Origin of the sequence: Viridibacillus arenosi (assembly GCF_001955655.1) — a bacterium.
GTDB classification, from domain to species: Bacteria; Bacillota; Bacilli; order Bacillales_A; family Planococcaceae; genus Viridibacillus; species Viridibacillus arenosi.
In genome coordinates this window covers 20,078-40,312 of record NZ_MSPW01000007.1, presented here as the reverse complement: position 1 = coordinate 40,312, position 20,235 = coordinate 20,078, and the positions used below count along the sequence as shown (strand labels likewise).

Genomic DNA, 20,235 nt, shown 5'->3' with positions numbered 1-20,235 from the left:
ATTTATTATAAACATTTTTTGTAAACATTATTCACCATACCACTCTCTATATATACAAAAATCTCATTTCATTTTCATGAAAATTGTTACAATATAACTCTTTTTACTTTTGCATTTTAGAAAATTCCGTTAAAATTAAGTTAGAATAATTAGTTTTTTTAGAGAATGGGGAGATTAGTTTGAGTGACTCAAACAGGAGTATGGAAGACATTTTAGCAGAAGCAAAAAAAATCAATGATAGAAATAGGAAAACGTCTAAAACCCGTTTACTAAAACGCATTATTATGGTGATTACCGGTGCTATCATTATGGCGATTGGCTTGGAACAATTTCTTGTACCAAACAATATTTTAGATGGTGGAATTGTTGGTATATCTATTATTGTTTCTCACCTTAGCGGTCTACCACTAGGATTATTTATTTTCCTCTTGAACATACCCTTCTTTTTCCTCGGTTATAAGCAAATTGGGAAAACATTTGCATTATCAACCGCGTTAGGAATTACTACTCTATCTATAGCAACGGTTCTATTACACCCAATTGAACCTGTCACAAACGATTTACTATTATCTACAGTATTTGGCGGAATTGTTCTTGGTACTGGTGTCGGTATCGTTATCCGCTACGGTGGCTCTCTTGATGGGACTGAAATTATGGCCATTTTATTTAACAAAAACTCTCCGTTCTCTGTCGGCGAAATCATTATGTTCTTCAACCTAATCATTTTCGCTATAGCCGGTTTTGTTTTTACATGGGAACAAGCGATGTATTCAGTACTAGCCTATTTCATTGCTTACAAAACAATCGATGTAGTCATTCAAGGGCTCGATGAATCGAAATCAGTCTATATTATTAGCGAAGAATATGAAGAAATTGGGCGCGCTATTATGGATCGTCTTGGCCGTGGAGTAACGTACTTAATAGGAGAAGGCGCTTATACTGGTGACAGGAAAAAAGTGATTTTCACAGTCATCACGCGACTAGAAGAATCTAAACTAACAACAATTGTTGAAGAACTCGATGACCACGCATTCCTGGCAATCGGCAATATAGCTGAAGTTCGTGGTGGACGCTTTAAGAAGAAAGATATTCACTAAATGTAAAAAGGTTAATTCCCTATAAAGAATTAACCTTTTTTATTTAAATAAAAATATTAATCTCTATGCACTTTGCCATTCTATTTTGCATTTTGTGTAAATTAATATTATACAGTGTAATGCCATAAAAAAAGCGGAGATAATTATCTCCGCTTTTTTTCTATTTATTAATTAATGCTTATTCTCCCAAACATCTACAAGGACATTTGTTTGATCGCGGTCTGGTCCTACTGAGAATGTAGCAATTTGAATGCCAGCTAGTTCACTAACGCGCTCAACATAGCGACGAGCGTTCACTGGTAATTCTTCTAGCGTTCTGCAGCCTGTAACGTCTTCAGACCAACCTGGAAGTTCTTCATATACTGGTTCACATTGTTCAATAATGTGAAGATTAGCAGGATATTCTGTAAGTATTTGACCATTGTATTTATAAGCTGTACAGATTTTAACTGTTTCAAGTCCTGATAATACATCAATTGAGTTTAACGATAGATCTGTAATACCACTTACTCGACGTGAGTGACGTACTACTACGCTATCAAACCAACCAACGCGGCGTGGACGTCCTGTAGTTGTACCATACTCACGACCTACTTCGCGGATTTGGTGACCTACTTCATCAAATAATTCAGTTGGGAATGGCCCGTCACCAACACGAGATGTATAAGCCTTACAAACGCCAATAACGCGCATATCTCTAGATGGCCCAACTCCGGCACCAATTGCCACTCCTCCAGCTACTGGGTTTGAAGAAGTTACAAATGGGTATGTTCCTTGATCGACGTCAAGCATAACACCTTGTGCGCCTTCAAATAATACGCGACCACCTTCATCAAGAACATCATTTAAGATTTTTGAAGTGTCTGTTACATATTTAGCAATTTCTTGACCATAACCATAGTATTCCTCAAAGATATCTTCAAAATGTAACCCTTCTGTTTCATAAAATTTCTCAAAAAGGCGATTTTTAAGAGCTAAGTTTTCACGTAGTTTATGCTCAAATACTTCACGGTCCAATAAGTCTGCCATACGGATTCCAATACGCGCTACTTTATCTTGATAGCAAGGTCCGATACCTTTAGCAGTTGTCCCAATTTTGTTGTCTCCACGGCTTTCTTCATCTACGATATCTTGTTTAATATGATAAGGTAGAATAACGTGTGCGCGGTTAGAGATACGAAGATTTTCAGTACTTACGCCTCTCTCTTGTAACCCTTTCAATTCCGTTACGATGGATTTTGGATTTACAACTAATCCGTTACCGATAACTGAAATCTTATCTTGATAGAAAATACCTGATGGAATTAAGTGTAACTTGTACGTCTCACCATCAAATTTTATCGTATGGCCAGCATTATCTCCACCCGCATAACGAGCTATTGCTTCAGCTTTTTTTGATAGGAAGTCGGTGATTTTACCTTTACCTTCATCTCCCCATTGAGTTCCCACTACTACTACTGATGTCATTACCAGCACCTCCGTCAGACGCTTTCAAGCATCCTGAATCAAACACGATAATTGTATCAACTGAAAAGGCAATAGTCAATTGAAAACAAACAAAAACACGAACGCACTATAATATATAGCAATTAACGTTCGTGTTTCATATACTCTAATATCCTCCAGCTGGCTCATGCTGCGACCAATCGACACTAACAAATTTGTTATGTTCTTTAACGAACGCAAGCTTAACCGTATCTGTTGGACCATTACGTTGCTTAGCTACAATAATTTCAATCGTATTAGCATCTTCCGTTTCTTTATCGTAGTAATCTTCACGATATAGGAAAGAAACGATATCGGCATCCTGCTCAATACTCCCGGATTCACGTAAATCACTCATCATTGGTCGTTTATCTTGACGTTGTTCAACGCCACGTGATAACTGAGATAAAGCAATAACAGGCACTTCTAATTCACGCGCTAATGCTTTTAGAGAGCGTGAGATTTCGGATACTTCTTGTTGGCGGTTTTCACGCCCACTACCACTGCCTTGAATCAGCTGCAAATAGTCGATTAAAATCATGCCAAGTCCATGTTCTTGCTTCAAACGGCGACACTTTGCTCGTATTTCATTAATACGTACACCTGGTGTATCGTCAATGAAAATGCCTGCTTTAGATAAACTGCCCATTGCCATCGTTAGTTTGCGCCAATCTTCAACATTTAAAGCACCAGTTCGTAATACTTGTGCATCAATGTTACCTTCTGCACATATCATACGCATGACAAGCTGTTCTGCACCCATTTCCAGTGAGAAGATAGCAACATTTTCCGATGTCTTTGTTCCTACATTTTGGGCAACATTCAAAGCAAATGCTGTTTTCCCAACTGAAGGTCGGGCTGCTACAATGATTAGGTCCCCACGTTGAAACCCTGCTGTTAGGCGATCCAAATCACGGAATCCTGTAGGAATACCTGTAACGTCACCTTTTCGGTGTTGTAACTGCTCAATATTTTCATATGTTTGGACGAGTACATCCTTCACGGGCTTAAAGTCGCCTGCGTTTTTGCGGCTTGCCACTTCCATCATTTTACGTTCAGCTTCTGCTAAAAGTGCATCCACTTCGTCTTCACGTGTATAACCATCTTCTACAATTTTCGTTGCTACTCTAATTAAACGGCGTAATAAAGCCTTCTCTGAAACGATTTGTGCATAATAAGCGACATTGGCTGCTGTTGGTACAGCATTGGCAAGTTCCGTTAAGTAAGAAATGCCACCGATGTCTTCTAGCTCATTATGATTGGAAAGTTCCTCTGTCACTGTAACGACGTCTATTGCTTTACCTTGATCGCTTAGACGCAACATCGTCGAGAAGATTTTAACATGCGCAGATCTATAGAAATCATCTTCAAGAAGAATTTCTGAAGCCGTTATGAGTGATTGTGGTTCAAGAAAAATGGCTCCTATGACAGATTGTTCAGCTTCAAGATTATGAGGCGGAACGCGTTCCAATAATGGATCGTTCATATATGTCTCTCCTTACGCTTCTTCTGTAACATGTACTTTCAGTGTAGCTGTTACTTCATGATGTAGCTTCACTGGTACGTTTGTAAATCCTAGTGCACGAATAGCGTCTGCTAATTCCATTTTACGTTTATCAATTTTGATACCATGTTGTTTATTTAAACCATCTGCAATTTGTTTTGTAGTCACTGCACCAAATAAACGGCCACCTTCACCTGATTTTGCTTTTAGTATAACCGTTAACTCTTCAATTTTTGCTTTTAAATCTTTAGCAGCAGCTAATTCAGCAGCAGCATCTTTTTCAGCTTTTTTCTTTTGCCCATCTAATTGGCTAATTGCTGCTTGATTTGCCTCAACAGCTAGATTATTTTTTAATAAGAAATTATGTGCATAACCATCAGCTACATTTTTGATTTCACCTTTTTTGCCTTTACCTTTAACGTCTTTTAAGAATACTACTTTCATGATTCCGAACTCCCTTCTAATACAACCTCTATTGCTTCTTTTAACATGTTAATAGCCTCATCAATTGTTGCTACGTCTAATTGGCATGCAGCATTCGTTAAATGTCCACCACCGCCAAGCTCTTCCATTACAAGCTGGACGTTAATCTCACCTAGTGAACGCGCACTAATACCAATGACTCCATCATGACGATGAGCAACTACAAATGATGCAGAAATGTCTTTCATTGTTAATAATATATCTGCTGTTTGTGCAAGTAAAACCGAGTTATAAATCTTATCATTATCCCCACGTGCTATAGCTAGCCCTTGATGTACAAACTCCGCTGTTTGGACTATTTTAGAACGTTCAATATACGTATTGATATCTTCCTTCAATATACGTTGTACTAAAATTGTATCTGCACCGTTTGTACGTAAATACGACGCTGCTTCAAACGTACGCGCTCCAGTACGTAAAGTAAAACTTTTTGTATCGACAATAATGCCTGCCAGAAGAGCTGTTGCCTCTAACATTGTTATTTTATCATTTTTTGGTTGATACTCTAATAATTCTGTTACAAGCTCCGCAGTCGATGACGCATAAGGTTCCATATATACAAGCATCGGATTTTTCACAAACTCTTCGCCACGTCGATGGTGGTCAATTACGACGACTTTCTCAGCCCTATTTATTAATTTCTCTTCAATAGTCATCGATGGCTTATGTGTATCAACAACGACTAATAATGACTTATCGGTAATTTTCGATAATGCTTCCTCCGGAGTAATAAATCGATCATAGAGATCAGACTTTTCCTTGACCACATTCATTAAGCGGACAATACTATTATCAATTTGATCGAAATCCATAACGACATAACCATCAATTTTATTCATCTGAGCCATTTTACGAACTCCAATGGCTGCTCCTATGGCGTCCATATCAGGCATTTTATGGCCCATTACGAAGACTTGATCACTATCCTGGATTAAATCACGTAGTGCATGAGAAATAACGCGTGCACGTACTCTAGTACGCTTTTCAACAGGATTTGTTTTACCACCGTAAAATTTCACTTTACCATTAGGTTGCTTGATTGCAACCTGGTCACCACCGCGCCCTAAAACAAGATCTAAACTAGATTGCGCTAGTTCACCCAGCTCTATAAGTGATTGAGAACCAGCACCAACACCAATACTTAATGTCAAAGATAAACTCTGTTTTGCAGTAGTTTCACGAATATCATCTAAAATAGAGAATTTCTTCTTCTCAATTTCTTGTAAAATGGATTCATTTAGTATCGCTATAAAACGATCCGTCGAAATGCGCTTTATAAAAATACCATATTGTGTGCCCCAATTATTAATAAGCGATGTAATGAGTGAATTTGTCTGACTACGATTTTGATCATCCATACCTTGTGTGATTTCGTCATAGTTATCAACAAAGAGGACTGCTATTACTGACCGATCTTCATAGTAAAGCGTTTCAATTTCTACTTGCTCAGTGATATCAAAGAAATATAATAACCTTTCTTCGGGTTTATAAAATGCTCTATACTTACGATCCCTAAGAGTGATATTCATCTCATGCTTCTCATCATGTTTGATTAATGTATAGAGATCTTCTGAAAGTGTAAAAATCTCCTCTCCCATTAATGTATCTACATCTAAAATACCTAGCATATATGGATTCGACCATTCAATCATATATTGAGTATCAATTAAAATGATACCAATAGGCATTTCAAGCAAGGCCTCTTCCCCTACTTTTTTCATACGATATGAGAGTGTTTCAATGTGCTTTTCTGTTTCTTCATAGGTTGTTTTTTCCGTTTTCCATGTCATTATTAGCGCCAATACCACTACAAGACCATAAGCGATACCAATGAACGGATTCCACATTATACATACGATAACGCTTGCTACACTAAGAAGAGACAGAATTAAAAGAGGATATCGAATTGGTCTTTTTCTGAACAAAGTACCCATAGAATTCAGCTCCTTATTTTCTCGGCGTTCCCGTCACAAGCGCACGAATATTAAATCCTAAATCCACAATACCAAGTAGCGTAACAAACGAGTATAGAGGTAACGCTAAAATAGTACTTATTATTGCAACCCATTTAGGCCATTCTTGCTCATGTATATAGTAGTGAATAAATGAAATCCCTTGTAACAGCAGTAATGTGCTCAGTATAAATGACAGATTCAAAAAAGCCATATCAGCGAAAGAGCCACTTTCAGGTTTTATAAATAATGTCACTATTAAAACTAGCATATAGTACCATAAAACCGATCTAGGCAATTGAAGGTCTTTAAATGGTGCAAATTTTGGAACAGTTATTCCAAAACGTTTTAATAACGGTAAATTAACTGTAATGATAATAAAAGTGATTATGAATACAGACATCGTAATCATAGTCGGCATTACCATAGTTACTAAATTAAACATTTGCTCTAACTGTTCAGCAGTCAACGCTTTAACACCCGGCATAGTCTTAGCTAATTCATTTGATCTTTCATAGCTTTCTCTGGCGATGTCCATCAAAATCTTCAAACTATCTACATTGAATAATTTTACCGAGATAACATACATAATCGCCATAGATAGTAATACACTAATACCTGTAGTCATAAATAAATAAACTTTGCTTTTTTTCATACGCAGTGTGTCGCCAATTAAAAATCCTGCAAGGCAGAAAATAATAGCAAGTGGCAGGGACATTATACCTGTAACAAGTATAGAAACTCCTATACTAACAACAGCTACTATCATTGATGCTTTGCGATCATACATTGTACTATACCAAGCAATTGGAAAAGAAATAAACCATATTGTTACCAAAGATAATATAGGAATATATGAAGTAATCGCTAAAAGGGCTGTAAATATTACGGCCATCATCGCCCCTTGTGTCAGTTGTTGCGTTTTATTTTTAGGCATTTATAACCTTCCTTTTTTCAAAAGACTATCTTTTATTTCATCTTATTATTGTACCATGTTTCATGTTCATGAACAAAAATGCACTAGGCTATACTTTTGTGGATTATGAGGTGTTTAATGGAGATATTTTATGCAGTTCGTTTAACTACTATAAAATAAATTAGATTGATGTAGGTATTATTTTTGTAAAAAAAAAAAAAGACCGGTTACCCGGTCTTTAGAAAGTTATTATCTTTCTTCTGTGCTGAATGGAAGTAAGCCCATAATACGAGAAACTTTAATTGAAGCTGTAAGTTTACGTTGGTATTTTGCGCTAGTACCAGTTACACGGCGTGGAAGAATTTTTCCGCGCTCAGAGATGAATTTTTTCAACAAATCTACATCTTTATAGTCGATGTGTTTGATGTTGTTAGAAGTGAAATAGCAAACTTTACGGCGTTTGCGGCCTCCTCTACGTGGTGCCATAGTATTGTCGCCTCCTTAAGTATATTGGTATATATTGCGTGCAATGGATTTTTACTTAGAATGGTAAGTCATCTTCAGAAACTTCGATTGGACCACCATTGTTGTTAGCAAATGGATCTTCATCTACACGCGTATAGTTTTGCTGACTAGGTGATTGATTCTGTTGATAAGATGGTTGTTGCTGATAGTTGTTTTGTTGTGGAGCTTGGCTGTACGATTGTTCACCACCATATGATGGTTGTCCACCGTACTGTTGCTGTCCTTGTGGACGATCTCCTGCAGCACCGCGCGGCTCTAAGAACTGCACGCTATCTGCAACAACTTCAGTTGTGTAAACACGTTTACCATCTTGTCCTTCATAACTACCTGTTTGGATACGGCCTTCTATGCCCGCTAGACTTCCTTTTTTCAAGAAGTTAGCAGTATTTTCAGCTTGTTTACGCCAAACAACACAGTTAATAAAGTCCGCTTGTTTTTCACCTTGTTGGTTAGCAAATGTTCTATTTACAGCAATTGTAAAGCGAGCAACAGCTGCGCCACTTGGTGTATAGCGAAGTTCCGGATCTTTTGTTAGTCTTCCAACTAATACGACTCGGTTAATCATCAGAATACAACCTCCTTTATCTGCGATTTTTATAAATTTAGATTATTTTTCTTCTTCGCGAACTGCAATGTGGCGAATAATGTCTTCGCTAATGTTAGCAAGACGAGTGTATTCGTTGATAGCTTTAGCGTCAGCGTTGATTTTCACGATTTGGTAGAAACCTTCACGGAAATCATTGATTTCGTAAGCTAAGCGGCGTTTGCCCCACTCTTTAGATTCGATGACTTCAGCGCCGTTTGAAGTTAAGATTTCGTTGAAGCGTTCTACAAGAGCCTTCTTCGCATCTTCTTCAATGTTTGGGCGAATGATGTACATTAATTCGTACTTTTTCATCTATAAGCACCTCCTTATGGACTTTGGCCCGACTAGTTGCAGTGGGCAAGGAGCAAGTAAATTTATTACTCACATCAGTGAATTGTAGCACATTAATTTGAATATAGCAACCTTCATCCCTATACTTTTCCAAGTCATTTCCATTATACTTAGCGTAGAGGTGATTATTTTGATAGAACACGAAAAACCTTCAATTATTGAGCTAGATTTAAAGAAAATAGCTTGGCAAAACATCATTATGACTTTTAGCTTAATGATCGGACTTATTATTCTAAATGGTTGGATCCATCAAGTATTTGAACTAAATTTTTCACTTTTAAGTATTATATTATTTATCGTATATTATATTATTTTAATTGTGTTACATGAAATTTTTCATTTAATTGGTTTTATGATTTTTGGTAAAGTACCTTTTCACTCACTGGATTACGGTGTGAATTTGAAAATGGGTGTTGCCTATGCAACAACGAAAGAGCCTATTTGTAATAAGGCAATGAAAAAAGCACTTCTACTACCTTTTTGGACAACCGGCGTTATTCCTGCTGTTTTTGGTCTCTACTTTAATAGTACGATGCTTGTTGTATTAGGAGCTTGGTTAATTGCTGGTGCTGTTGGGGATTTTGCTATGTATTTCGCACTTCGTAAATATCCAAATACATTTTGGGTAAAAGATGACCCTGATTTACCTAGATTATATTTGTACAAAAACAAAACATATTAAAATAAAAAAAGACAGAGCCGGATACATCCAGCACTGTCTTTTAATTTTATATTATACGTTGAAGCGGAATAACATAACATCGCCATCTTGTACGATGTATTCTTTACCTTCTTGACGTACTTTACCTGCTTCTTTGGCTGCAGTCATTGAGCCATATGCCATTAAATCTTCGTAAGCAACTGTTTCTGCACGGATAAATCCACGTTCAAAGTCAGAGTGGATAACACCAGCGCATTGTGGTGCTTTCATCCCTTTACGGAATGTCCATGCACGTACTTCTTGTACACCTGCTGTGAAGTAAGTTGCTAGTCCAAGTAGATTGTAGGATGCACGAATTAATTGGTCTAAACCAGATTCTTCGATTCCTAGTTCTTCAAGGAACATTGCTTTTTCTTCATCATCAAGTTCTGCAATTTCTTCTTCGATTTTCGCACAAATAACAATTACTTCTGCGCCTTCAGCTTTTGCATATTCGCGCACTTTTTGTACATATTCATTGTCGTCAGCATTAGCTACTTCATCTTCAGAAACGTTAGCTACGTATAGCATAGGTTTCACAGTCAGTAGGTGGAACCCTTTAACGATTTTAAATTCTTCTTCAGTAAAGTCAATAGAGCGACCCGGTTTTTCAGCTTCAAAAGTTTCTTTTAGGCGAGTCAAAATCGGTGCTTCTGCCATTGCATCTTTATCTTTTTGTTTTGCTAATTTTTCAACACGAGACAAGCGTTTTTCAACTGCTTCTAAATCTGCAAGAATTAACTCAAGGTTAATAACTTCGATATCTTCGATTGGATCTACTTTACCTGATACATGTGTGATATTATCGTCAGCGAAACAACGAACTACTTGTGTAATTGCATCTACTTCACGAATGTGTGCTAAGAACTTGTTACCAAGCCCTTCACCTTTACTAGCGCCTTTTACGATACCAGCAATATCAGTAAATTCAAAAGCTGTTGGCACAGTTTTCTTCGGCTCTACTAATTCCGTTAATTTTTGTAGACGATTATCTGGTACTTCAACGATTCCTACGTTTGGATCAATCGTACAGAATGGATAGTTTGCAGATTCTGCTCCTGCTTTTGTAATTGCATTAAACAATGTTGATTTACCTACGTTTGGTAAACCTACGATGCCAGCTGTTAAAGCCATTCTATTCACAACCTTTCAATTTTTCATAAACAGTATTATATTTACACGACTTGTTAATTATAGAGACTCATCTAATAAAAGTCTAATTTTGCTCTTCTGTTACAGGATTAGCAGGAATTAATATTTTCTTTAACTTTTTTTCAAAGTCTCTTCGTGGAATCATCACGCTATGCTGACATCCTTCGCATTTAATACGAATATCTGCACCCATTCGGATAATTTTCCACTCGTTTGTTCCACAAGGATGTTGTTTTTTCATTTCTACAACGTCGCCCAACTCAAACTTTTTTGCTTCCATCATCTTTCTCCTTCTTCGTTAAATGTTTGATTATTATCTCTTTCATAAACCATCATTTTTGGATAAGGAATTTCGATACGATTTCGATCAAAAATTTCTTTTACATCACGACGAACCATACGTGATATTGCAAAATGTTGCATTGGTAATGTTTCCACTGAAATACGAAGAGAAACTTCTGCACCTACGACATTTTGTACGCCTAATAATGTAGGAGGCGCAGTTATTTCTTCATGTTTTTTTGGTAGCTCTTTAAGATATTCCTCTATCAAGCGCTCTGCTTTTGCGATATCTGAGCTATAAGCAACACTTACATCGATAATAGCAATTGAATTATTTATAGAATAGTTTACAACATCAGTGATTGAACCATTTGGAACAATATTAATCTCTCCTGCAGCACCTTTAATTTTAGTTGTACGTAACCCAATTTCGAGTACAGTACCTTCTACTGAAGTGATTTTAATATAGTCACCAACACCAAACTGATCTTCAAAAATAATGAAGAATCCAGTGATGACGTCTTTCACTAAGCTTTGTGCACCAAACCCGACTGCTAAACCTACGATTCCGGCACCTGCTAAAAGTCCTTTAACATCTATATTTACAGCTGATAATATCGCTAAAATCGCCGAAAAATAAACTACATATGAAACAATACTTTGTACCAGTCTCAAAATAGTTCGATATCGTCTTTCAGATGCTGGTTGTAAAGGGGCTGGCGCTTTCATACGGATTTCAAATCCTTTACGAATAGCTATTTTAGCTACACGTACAACAACCATTGATAATATCGTGATTGCTGTAATTTTTATTGTTGCAAGACCAACACCTATCCACATTTCTTCACTAGTCAAAGCTGCCATAAAGTTCTTATACATTTTTTCCAATTTTGCCGCTCCTCTTGCATAAAAAATTCTCGTTATGCGTATAATGCTGAAAAAAGAAAGAGAGATTCTGGATGCTTATAACTTCGAATCAACCATTTTCACATGTTCTTCATTATAAAGAATCAGGTGCCATTTGGAGGTTGAGCTCTTTCCTTTTAGAGCATATACCATTTCATCACGAAAATCTTGTATTTTGCTGTATTGGAACCGATCGCTCTACTGGAGACTCACTCGGACCATTAGCCGGCAGTTTTTTAAATCAGTATGTTTCATTTCCTTATGAAATTATAGGGACTTTGGAAAAACCCCTTCATGCACTGAATCTAACAGATACAGTTGATAATTTATCTACCCATGAAATACAGCCGTTTGTAGTTGCCATTGATGCTTGTCTTGGTTCACAGCAACGCATTGGGGAAATTATTGTACATGAGGGACCTTTACTGCCTGGCAAAGCTGTGAAGAAGGAGCTCCCCCCTATTGGCGATATGTCTATAAAAGGCATAGTCAATATTGGAGGATTTATGGAGCATGCAGTTTTACAAAACACTCGCCTACATGTTACGTACGAAATGAGCCAGCAAATTTCCCGCGCATTATTTTTAGCATGGAGTCGTTATTCTTTAAAAAAGGTACATGAACATAACCGCGATGGCCACAATGAGTATTCCCGGAAGTAAATTGGCCACGCGGATTTTCGTTAAGCCTACTAAATTAAGACCTATTGCAAGAATCATAATACCACCTGTCGCGGTCATTTCTTGAATGAACATTTGTAGTGCAGCATCAGGTATGAACCGACTAATTTGTCCTGCAAAAACAGCAATAATACCTTGATACAAAAATACCGGAACAGCAGATAAAATAACTCCTATCCCTAGTGTCGAAGCTAAAATTACTGCTGTAAAACCATCAATAATACCTTTTGTTATTAAAACAGAATGATCATCACGTAGCCCACTATCTAACGCACCTATTATAGCCATGGAACCAATAACAAAAATAAGAGTAGCGTTAACAAAACCTTGTGAAATATTCCCATCTTTAGCCTTGTTTCCTAGTTTTCTCTCAAGAAACTGACCTAGACGGTTTAATTGCTTATCTAGATCAATCCATTCTCCTAGAATAGCACCAAATACAAGGCTAACAATGACGATGATAAAATTCTCACTTTGTATGCCCATTTGAATGCCCAACACTGCGACAGCTAGACCTATAATACTCATCACTGTCTCTTTAGTGTTATCGGGTATTCTCTGTAACAATCTACCAATTAACGTGCCAATTACAATCAACACTGCGTTTATTGCCGTACCTAATAGAACCAAGTGAAATCCTCTCAATCTTCGAGTAATTCTAATATACGTTCTAAATCATCAGCAGAGAAAAATTCAATTTCAATTTTCCCCTTATTTTTCGATTCCTTAATTGTCACGTTCGTACCAAAATAATCACGTAACTGTGATTCCTTTTCGGCAATGAAAATATCCTTTTTCACTTTCTTCTTTGTTTCACGTGAAACATTGTCATTCATAGATTGTACTAATGCCTCTAACTGACGAACGTTCAAATGCTGAGTTAACACTTTTTCAGTTACTTGTGATATTAATTTTCTTCTTTTCAATCCCAGTAATGCACGACCATGACCCATTGTGATTTTACCTTCTGATAAAAGAATACGCACATCTTCCGGCAATGCTAACAACCGGACATGGTTCGCAATATGTGGACGACTTTTCCCTAAACGAGCTGCTAATTGTTCCTGCGTTAAGTTTAAGTTATCCATTAGATTTGTATAAGCCTCAGCCTCTTCAATTGGGGTTAAATCTTCACGTTGTAAATTCTCAAGAATTGCTAACTCCATCATCTGTTGATCGTCCATCTCTCGGACAACAACCGGAATTTCTGTTAACCCCGCAAGTTTGGAAGCTCTAAATCGTCTTTCACCAACAACAATTTCATAAAAGTTAACTCGTTTGCGTGCAATAATTGGTTGCAAAACTCCATGTTCTTTAATGGATATGGCCAATTCCTCGATTGCAGACTCATCAAAAATTTTCCGAGGTTGATATGGATTTGCTCGTAAATCTGTTAATGCCAAATGCTCAATTGTTTCATTACTAGATAAAGATTCACCTGGGAATAATGCGTTAATTCCTTTTCCTAGACCTTTAGCCATTTTTAATCACTTCCCTTGCAAGCTCTAAATATCCTTCTGCCCCACGCGATTTTGCATCATATACAATAATTGGTTCCCCGTGACTTGGCGCTTCACTTAAACGGACATTACGTGGGATAACCGTTTTAAACACTTTATCTTGAAAATATTTTTTCACTTCTTCTATTACTTGAAGACCCAGATTCGTACGTGCGTCAAGCATCGTCAATAAAACACCCTCAATTGTTAGTTGATGATTTAAATGCTTCTGTACTAACCGGACAGTTGATAATAGCTGACTTAATCCTTCTAAAGCGTAATATTCACATTGTACAGGAATCAAAATTGAATCAGATGCTGTTAATGAATTAATTGTTAACAATCCAAGAGATGGTGGACAGTCAATTACGATGTAATCATAGTCGTTTTTTATATCTTCAATTGCATGTTTTAACCGTACTTCTCTTGAAATTGTTGATACTAGTTCTATTTCAGCCCCCGCTAACGCAATTGTAGCAGGTACTATATATAAATTTTCTACTTTTGTTTCTCGAATGACATCTTTAATTGGTTCGTCATCAATTAGCACATCATAAATACATTTATGTACTTCACCTTTGTTAACCCCAACTCCACTCGTTGCATTTCCTTGAGGGTCTGTATCAATCATTAATACTTTTTTACCTAAATGGGCGAGGCAAGCGCTAAGATTAACTGATGTTGTAGTTTTTCCTACGCCGCCTTTCTGGTTAGCGATTGCAATTGTTTTACCCACATGTGCACCTGCTTTCCAAAATCAATTTTATAAAAATAGGCAATATTAAATTAATTTGAATACCTAATTTTCATTCTATCAAAAAAAAGTACAATAGGCTCTTATTATAAAAGAAATATATATAAAAAAACTCTTGTCTTAAATACTAGACAAGAGTTTAAAATAGATGAAATTATGATTTCTTTTTCGGTATCTTCACAGTGATTTGATAAAACTCATCATGTTCTTCTTCTTCGGCTTCTACATTAATACCTGTTTTTGTAACCATCGTAAGTGATTGTCGAATGGTATTTAATGCAATACGAATGTCTTTACTAATTGCTTTACGGGTTGGTTTATTTTTCTTTGGCTTTTCAGCAGGATTTAGAATTCCATCAATTCTTTGCTCTAACTGTCGTACATTATAATCATTGTCGATTATTTCTTGTAACAACGCTAATTGTAATTCCTTATCTTTAACAGGTACCAAAGCACGTGCGTGACGTTCTGAAATTTCCCTTTTTAAAATAGCCATTTGGATTTCTTCAGGTAACTTTAATAAGCGGATTTTATTAGCTATTGTTGACTGACCTTTACCAAGTCTTTGGGCAAGTGCTTCTTGTGTTAAACCATGAAGTTCTAATAATTTTAGGTAAGCCTGTGCTTCCTCAATTGATGTAAGTTCTTCACGTTGTAAGTTTTCAATTAACGCCACTGAAGCTGTTTCTTTGTCATTCATTTCACGGACGATTGCGGGCACTTCTGTCCACTCTAGCATTTTCATCGCGCGATAACGACGCTCACCGGCAATTATTTCGTAATGACCTTCTTCCATTTTTCGAACGACGATTGGTTGAATTACACCGTGTGTACGGATTGTTCGTGCAAGCTCTTCAATCTTCGAATCATCGAAAATTGTACGTGGCTGATAACGATTCGGCTGGATCTCATCAATAAGGAGTTTAACAACCGATTCCGCACTTTCTACCTCATTTTTCGAGTCGTGTTCTACTTTCTCACCACTTCCAAAAAAACGTGAAAAAGTACTTTTCATCCCTTGGCACCACCTTTAACGATATTTCCAAGCATTCTCCATCTAATATCATAGGTAAAAGCCCGTTAGAAGGTGGAGAGAACTATTTATATTTTGACTATCATTGTGCAATAAGTAACTTCTACATATCATTATAGTTATTTTCTATAAAAAACGTAAGAACCCTTTTATGTTTCACGTGGAACGAAACAATTATTGGATTGGTGATTTGTTTGGTACACCTGGCTTACGTGGATACTTCTTCGGTGTATTTTTTGTTTTATTAAAAATAAAAATAGAACGTTCACTATCTTCTATTGGTAATAAGAATGAATAGCTATCTACTAATTTAGCACCTAATACTGTTAATGCCTTTTTTGCATCCTTCATCTCTTCATCACCACTTGCTGCTTTCATCGCAACAAAATGGCCGTTTGTTTTCACAAGCGGTATACATAACTCAGAAAGTACTGATAATCTAGCGACTGCACGAGCTGTCACAAGATCAAATTGTTCTCTATATTTCGGATTTTGACCAAAATCCTCTGCACGTGAATGAACAAATTCCACATGATCTAAATTTAGCTGTTCACTTAAATGTGTTAAAAATTGAATACGTTTATTTAATGAATCTACAATTGTCACTTGTAAATGTGGGAAACAGATTTTAATCGGAATACTCGGAAAACCTGCACCTGCTCCTACATCACATATCGATTGCACTTTATCGAAATCCATATAAAAAGTAGCACTAATAGAATCGTAGAAATGCTTTAAATAAACAGATGGCTGGTCAGTAATTGCAGTTAAGTTCATTTTCTCATTCCATTCAACTAATAGTTCAAAATAAGTATGAAATTGTTTTAACTGTCCCTCTGATAACTCAATTCCTTGTTCTTTTAAAGCCTGCACAAACTGTTCTTCGTTCATGATTTTCCCCTTCCATGTAGTGCCACTGTTGGTTTTATCATATTAATCGTTGCTCGCTAATTTCGCTATTCTACCATGTTCAATATACACTAGTAAAATTGAAATGTCAGCCGGGTTTACACCCGAAATACGTGATGCCTGCGCAACAGATAGTGGTCTTACTTGTTTTAATTTTTGTTTTGCTTCAGTTGCAATTCCTGAAATTGCTTCATAATCAATGTTCTCCGGAATTTTTTTGTCTTCCATTTTTTTAAGCTTATCTACTTGTTGAAGTGCTTTTTCAATATAACCTTCATATTTTACCTGAATTTCGATTTGCTCTTTTTCCTCTGTTGATAACTCAACAGGTGACTCAGTTAATGTTGACAATAATTCATACGTCATTTCTGGTCGTTTTAATAGATCAGCTGCACGGATACCATCTTTTAATTCACTACTACCTAAATCACGTAATAAACCTTGTGTTTTAGCATCCGGTTTTAAAATTGTATCACGAAGACGTTTAATTTCATTGTCTACTTTTTGACGTTTTATATTAAATCTATCATAACGTTCTTGAGTAATTAAACCTGCTTCATAAGCACGATCAGATAAACGCATATCCGCATTGTCATGACGTAGTAATAATCGGTATTCTGCACGAGATGTTAATAGACGATATGGTTCGTTTGTTCCTTTTGTTACAAGGTCATCGATTAACACACCTATATATGCATCTGCACGTCCTAGAATCATCTCTTCTTTACTAAGCGCTTTAGCAGCAGCGTTAATTCCAGCCATTAGACCTTGTCCAGCAGCTTCTTCATAACCTGAAGTACCGTTAATTTGTCCAGCTGTATATAAGTTTGCAATGCGTTTAGTTTCTAGTGTTGGCCATAATTGTGTTGGCACAATTGCATCGTATTCGATTGCGTAACCTGCTCTCATCATTTCTGCCTTTTCTAGACCTGGCACCGATTCCAACAGTTTGCGTTGTACATGTTCAGGTAAGCTTGTTGATAACCCTTGAACATACACTTCACGTGTATTACGACCTTCTGGTTCTAAGAATAATTGATGACGAGGCTTATCACTAAAACGAACAACCTTATCTTCAATCGATGGGCAATAACGTGGGCCCGTACCTTTAATCATCCCTGAATACATTGGAGATAAATGAAGATTATCATTAATGATTTCATGTGTTTCTTCACTTGTATATGTCAGCCAACATGGTAGTTGATCTGTAATATATTCAGTCGTTTCATAACTAAATGCACGAGGCTCTGTATCACCAGGCTGAATTTCAGTTTTACTGTAATCAATTGTTTTGCTGTTAACACGTGGTGGTGTACCTGTTTTAAAGCGTACTAACTCAAAGCCAAGTTCTTTTAGATTATCTGCTAATTTAATAGATGGCTGTTGGTTATTTGGACCACTTGAATACTTCAAGTCACCAATAATGATTTCACCACGTAGGAATGTACCTGTTGTAACAATAACTGTTTTTGCATGATAAACAGCACCAACTTGCGTAACGATACCTTTTACTTCACCATCTTCAACGATTAATTCATCTACCATTGCTTGGTGAATTGTAAGATTTTCTTCGTCTTCTAGTAACTTTTTCATTTCTTGTTGGTAAAGTACTTTATCTGCTTGTGCGCGTAGAGCACGTACTGCAGGACCTTTACCTGTATTTAACATACGCATTTGGATATGTGTTTTATCGATAATTTTACTCATCGCACCGCCTAATGCGTCAATTTCGCGTACAACAATCCCTTTAGCCGGGCCACCTACTGAAGGATTACATGGCATAAAGGCGATCATATCAAGATTGATTGTTAACATAAGTGTTTTTGCACCCATTCTTGACGCAGCATATGCAGCTTCTACTCCTGCATGACCTGCTCCAATTACAATCACATCGAACGTGCCTGCTTCAAATTTTGTTGGCATGCTCGTTACTTCCTTTCTATATTTAAGTTTATTTCCCTAAACAGAATTGTGAAAATAGCTGATTGATTAAGCTTTCTTGCACGGTATCTCCAATAATTTCACCAAGAAGTTCCCATGTTCTAGTGACATCGATTTGAATCATATCGACAGGTACACCCGCGTGAGCTGCTTCAATAGCATCCTTAATCGTTGAATGCGCTTGGTGTAGTAAAGCGATATGCCGTGCATTTGATACATATGTCATATCTCCAGCTTCCAATGATCCTTCAAAGAATAATGCCGCAATTGCTTCCTCAAGCTCTGTGACACCTTCTTCTTTAAGTAGTGATGTTGTCACCACTTTGCGATTGCCCGCTAATGCTTGTACACGAGCTAAGTCGATCTGTTGTGACAAATCTGTTTTATTAACAACGACTATATAGTCCATATTTTGAATCGTTTCGAAAAGACGTTCATCTTCCTCAGTAAGTTCATCTCCATAATTCACAACCAGCAGAATTAAATCTGCTTCTTTCAATACTTGCCTAGAGCGTTCAACACCGATGCGCTCAACGATATCCTCGGTCTCGCGAATACCTGCAGTATCGACCAACCGTAATGGAACACCTCTTACATTTACGTACTCTTCTATAATATCACGCGTTGTACCAGCAACGTCTGTAACGATTGCTTTATTTTCTTGTACAAGGCTATTTAATAGTGATGATTTGCCGACATTCGGACGACCTAGTATAACAGTTGAAAGGCCCTCACGCAAAATTTTGCCCTGAGAAGATGTTTGTAAAAGTTTCTCGATTTCTTTCATTACCCATGTAGACTTTTCGAGCATAAGTGGAATTGTCATTTCTTCAACATCGTCATATTCTGGATAATCTATGTTCACTTCTACTTGCGCTAAAGTTTCTAATAGTGCTTGTCTAAGTTCACCGATTAATCGTGATAATTTCCCGTCCATTTGACCAAGCGCTACATTCATCGCACGGTCTGTTTTTGCACGAATCAAATCCATTACAGCTTCTGCTTGGGATAAATCGATTCGGCCATTTAAGAATGCTCTCTTTGTAAATTCACCAGGCTCAGCTAATCGCGCACCATTCTTCAATACTAATTGCAGTACTCGATTCACTGAAACTATTCCACCATGACAGTTAATTTCTACTACATCTTCACGTGTAAATGTTTTTGGTCCTTTCATCATCGATAGCATAACTTCCTCTACTACCTCACCTGATTCAGGCTCCTTTAAATGTCCATAATGAATAGTATGTGACGGCTGTGTGGATAACTTTTTCCGATTCGGTGCATGAAACACACGATCTGCAATGGCAACAGCATCATCTCCACTCAAACGGACAATGGCAATTGCCCCTTCACCCATTGGCGTTGAGATAGCCGCAATTGTATCGAACTCCATAGATAATACCTCCTAAAAAATTAAAAATTATCCACATGTGGATAACCTGAAAACGAACTAACTCTCTAACATACAATAATAGCA

Annotated in this window: 21 protein-coding genes; 3 read left to right on the top strand and 18 right to left on the bottom strand. The window is 37.0% G+C overall.

All coding sequences use genetic code 11. The features are described 5' to 3' along the window. The first annotated feature begins 284 nt into the window (after positions 1–284). Positions 285–1,097, top strand: coding sequence for a YitT family protein (locus BK137_RS13505; protein ID WP_445329623.1), 813 nt, complete (start codon positions 285–287; stop codon positions 1,095–1,097). A 171-nt stretch (positions 1,098–1,268) separates the two neighbouring features. Here BK137_RS13505 and BK137_RS13500 read toward each other — a convergent pair whose 3' ends face one another. From BK137_RS13500 to rpsF, 8 genes are all read right to left on the bottom strand, one after another. Then, positions 1,269–2,564 (bottom strand): adenylosuccinate synthase, encoded by a 1,296-nt coding sequence (locus tag BK137_RS13500; RefSeq protein WP_038178809.1) that lies wholly within the window; start codon positions 2,562–2,564, stop codon positions 1,269–1,271. Between the two features lie 145 nt (positions 2,565–2,709). Beyond that, positions 2,710–4,068, bottom strand: a complete 1,359-nt coding sequence (dnaB, locus tag BK137_RS13495) for a replicative DNA helicase (protein WP_038178807.1) — start codon at positions 4,066–4,068, stop codon at positions 2,710–2,712. A 12-nt stretch (positions 4,069–4,080) separates the two neighbouring features. Continuing rightward, positions 4,081–4,530 (bottom strand): 50S ribosomal protein L9, encoded by a 450-nt coding sequence (gene rplI, locus BK137_RS13490; protein WP_038178806.1) that lies wholly within the window; start codon positions 4,528–4,530, stop codon positions 4,081–4,083. Then, positions 4,527–6,503, bottom strand: coding sequence for a DHH family phosphoesterase (locus BK137_RS13485; protein ID WP_038178804.1), 1,977 nt, complete (start codon positions 6,501–6,503; stop codon positions 4,527–4,529). The genes rplI and BK137_RS13485 overlap by 4 nt, the downstream gene beginning before the upstream one ends. A 13-nt stretch (positions 6,504–6,516) precedes the next feature. Then, positions 6,517–7,458 (bottom strand): YybS family protein, encoded by a 942-nt coding sequence (locus tag BK137_RS13480; RefSeq protein ID WP_038178802.1) that lies wholly within the window; start codon positions 7,456–7,458, stop codon positions 6,517–6,519. Between the two features lie 228 nt (positions 7,459–7,686). Beyond that, the gene (gene rpsR / locus BK137_RS13475) at positions 7,687–7,923 is read right to left on the bottom strand and encodes a 30S ribosomal protein S18 (RefSeq protein WP_038178800.1); all 237 of its coding nucleotides are present in this window, start codon (positions 7,921–7,923) and stop codon (positions 7,687–7,689) included. A 55-nt stretch (positions 7,924–7,978) separates the two neighbouring features. Further along, on the bottom strand, positions 7,979–8,527 hold the full coding sequence (gene ssb, locus BK137_RS13470; protein WP_038178798.1) for a single-stranded DNA-binding protein: 549 nt from the start codon (positions 8,525–8,527) through the stop codon (positions 7,979–7,981). Positions 8,528–8,569: 42 nt separating this feature from the next. Then, positions 8,570–8,860, bottom strand: coding sequence for a 30S ribosomal protein S6 (gene rpsF / locus BK137_RS13465; protein WP_038178796.1), 291 nt, complete (start codon positions 8,858–8,860; stop codon positions 8,570–8,572). A 169-nt stretch (positions 8,861–9,029) separates the two neighbouring features. Between rpsF and BK137_RS13460 the strand changes: the two genes are divergently transcribed. Then, entirely contained in the window at positions 9,030–9,581 is a 552-nt protein-coding gene (locus BK137_RS13460; RefSeq protein ID WP_235175662.1) for a DUF3267 domain-containing protein, read from the top strand. Positions 9,582–9,632: 51 nt separating this feature from the next. Here the strand turns inward: BK137_RS13460 and ychF are convergent, their stop codons facing one another. The 3 genes from ychF to BK137_RS13445 form a co-directional block, all read right to left on the bottom strand. Then, complete coding sequence (gene ychF / locus BK137_RS13455; protein WP_038178794.1) at positions 9,633–10,733, bottom strand: redox-regulated ATPase YchF; 1,101 nt, start codon at positions 10,731–10,733, stop codon at positions 9,633–9,635. Positions 10,734–10,815: 82 nt separating this feature from the next. Beyond that, positions 10,816–11,031, bottom strand: coding sequence for a DUF951 domain-containing protein (locus tag BK137_RS13450; protein WP_038178792.1), 216 nt, complete (start codon positions 11,029–11,031; stop codon positions 10,816–10,818). Beyond that, positions 11,031–11,921, bottom strand: a complete 891-nt coding sequence (locus tag BK137_RS13445; protein WP_412104671.1) for a mechanosensitive ion channel family protein — start codon at positions 11,919–11,921, stop codon at positions 11,031–11,033. Before BK137_RS13445 ends, BK137_RS13450 begins: the two co-directional genes overlap by 1 nt. A 71-nt stretch (positions 11,922–11,992) precedes the next feature. Between BK137_RS13445 and yyaC the strand changes: the two genes are divergently transcribed. Further along, complete coding sequence (gene yyaC / locus BK137_RS13440; RefSeq protein ID WP_081729989.1) at positions 11,993–12,601, top strand: spore protease YyaC; 609 nt, start codon at positions 11,993–11,995, stop codon at positions 12,599–12,601. On the opposite strand, the gene BK137_RS13435 is transcribed toward yyaC, so the two are convergent. The 7 genes from BK137_RS13435 to mnmE all read right to left on the bottom strand — a co-directional run bounded on the left by BK137_RS13435 (position 12,545) and on the right by mnmE (position 20,151). After that, positions 12,545–13,249 carry a DUF554 domain-containing protein gene (locus tag BK137_RS13435; RefSeq protein ID WP_038178783.1) on the bottom strand — a complete coding sequence of 235 codons (705 nt, stop codon included), beginning with the start codon at positions 13,247–13,249 and terminating at the stop codon, positions 12,545–12,547. The genes yyaC and BK137_RS13435 overlap by 57 nt on opposite strands. Before the next feature lie 11 nt (positions 13,250–13,260). Continuing rightward, positions 13,261–14,100, bottom strand: coding sequence for a ParB/RepB/Spo0J family partition protein (locus BK137_RS13430; protein ID WP_038178782.1), 840 nt, complete (start codon positions 14,098–14,100; stop codon positions 13,261–13,263). Beyond that, positions 14,093–14,854 carry a ParA family protein gene (locus BK137_RS13425; RefSeq protein ID WP_038178780.1) on the bottom strand — a complete coding sequence of 254 codons (762 nt, stop codon included), beginning with the start codon at positions 14,852–14,854 and terminating at the stop codon, positions 14,093–14,095. Before BK137_RS13425 ends, BK137_RS13430 begins: the two co-directional genes overlap by 8 nt. Positions 14,855–15,026: 172 nt before the next feature. Then, the gene (gene noc / locus BK137_RS13420) at positions 15,027–15,887 is read right to left on the bottom strand and encodes a nucleoid occlusion protein (RefSeq protein ID WP_038178778.1); all 861 of its coding nucleotides are present in this window, start codon (positions 15,885–15,887) and stop codon (positions 15,027–15,029) included. Between the two features lie 192 nt (positions 15,888–16,079). Then, positions 16,080–16,796, bottom strand: coding sequence for a 16S rRNA (guanine(527)-N(7))-methyltransferase RsmG (gene rsmG, locus BK137_RS13415; RefSeq protein ID WP_038178771.1), 717 nt, complete (start codon positions 16,794–16,796; stop codon positions 16,080–16,082). A gap of 42 nt (positions 16,797–16,838) precedes the next feature. Further along, positions 16,839–18,737 (bottom strand): tRNA uridine-5-carboxymethylaminomethyl(34) synthesis enzyme MnmG, encoded by a 1,899-nt coding sequence (mnmG, locus tag BK137_RS13410; RefSeq protein WP_038178770.1) that lies wholly within the window; start codon positions 18,735–18,737, stop codon positions 16,839–16,841. A 28-nt stretch (positions 18,738–18,765) separates the two neighbouring features. Continuing rightward, positions 18,766–20,151: a tRNA uridine-5-carboxymethylaminomethyl(34) synthesis GTPase MnmE gene (gene mnmE / locus BK137_RS13405; protein WP_038178768.1), complete on the bottom strand. Its 1,386-nt coding sequence runs from the start codon at positions 20,149–20,151 to the stop codon at positions 18,766–18,768. Positions 20,152–20,235: the final 84 nt, after the last annotated feature.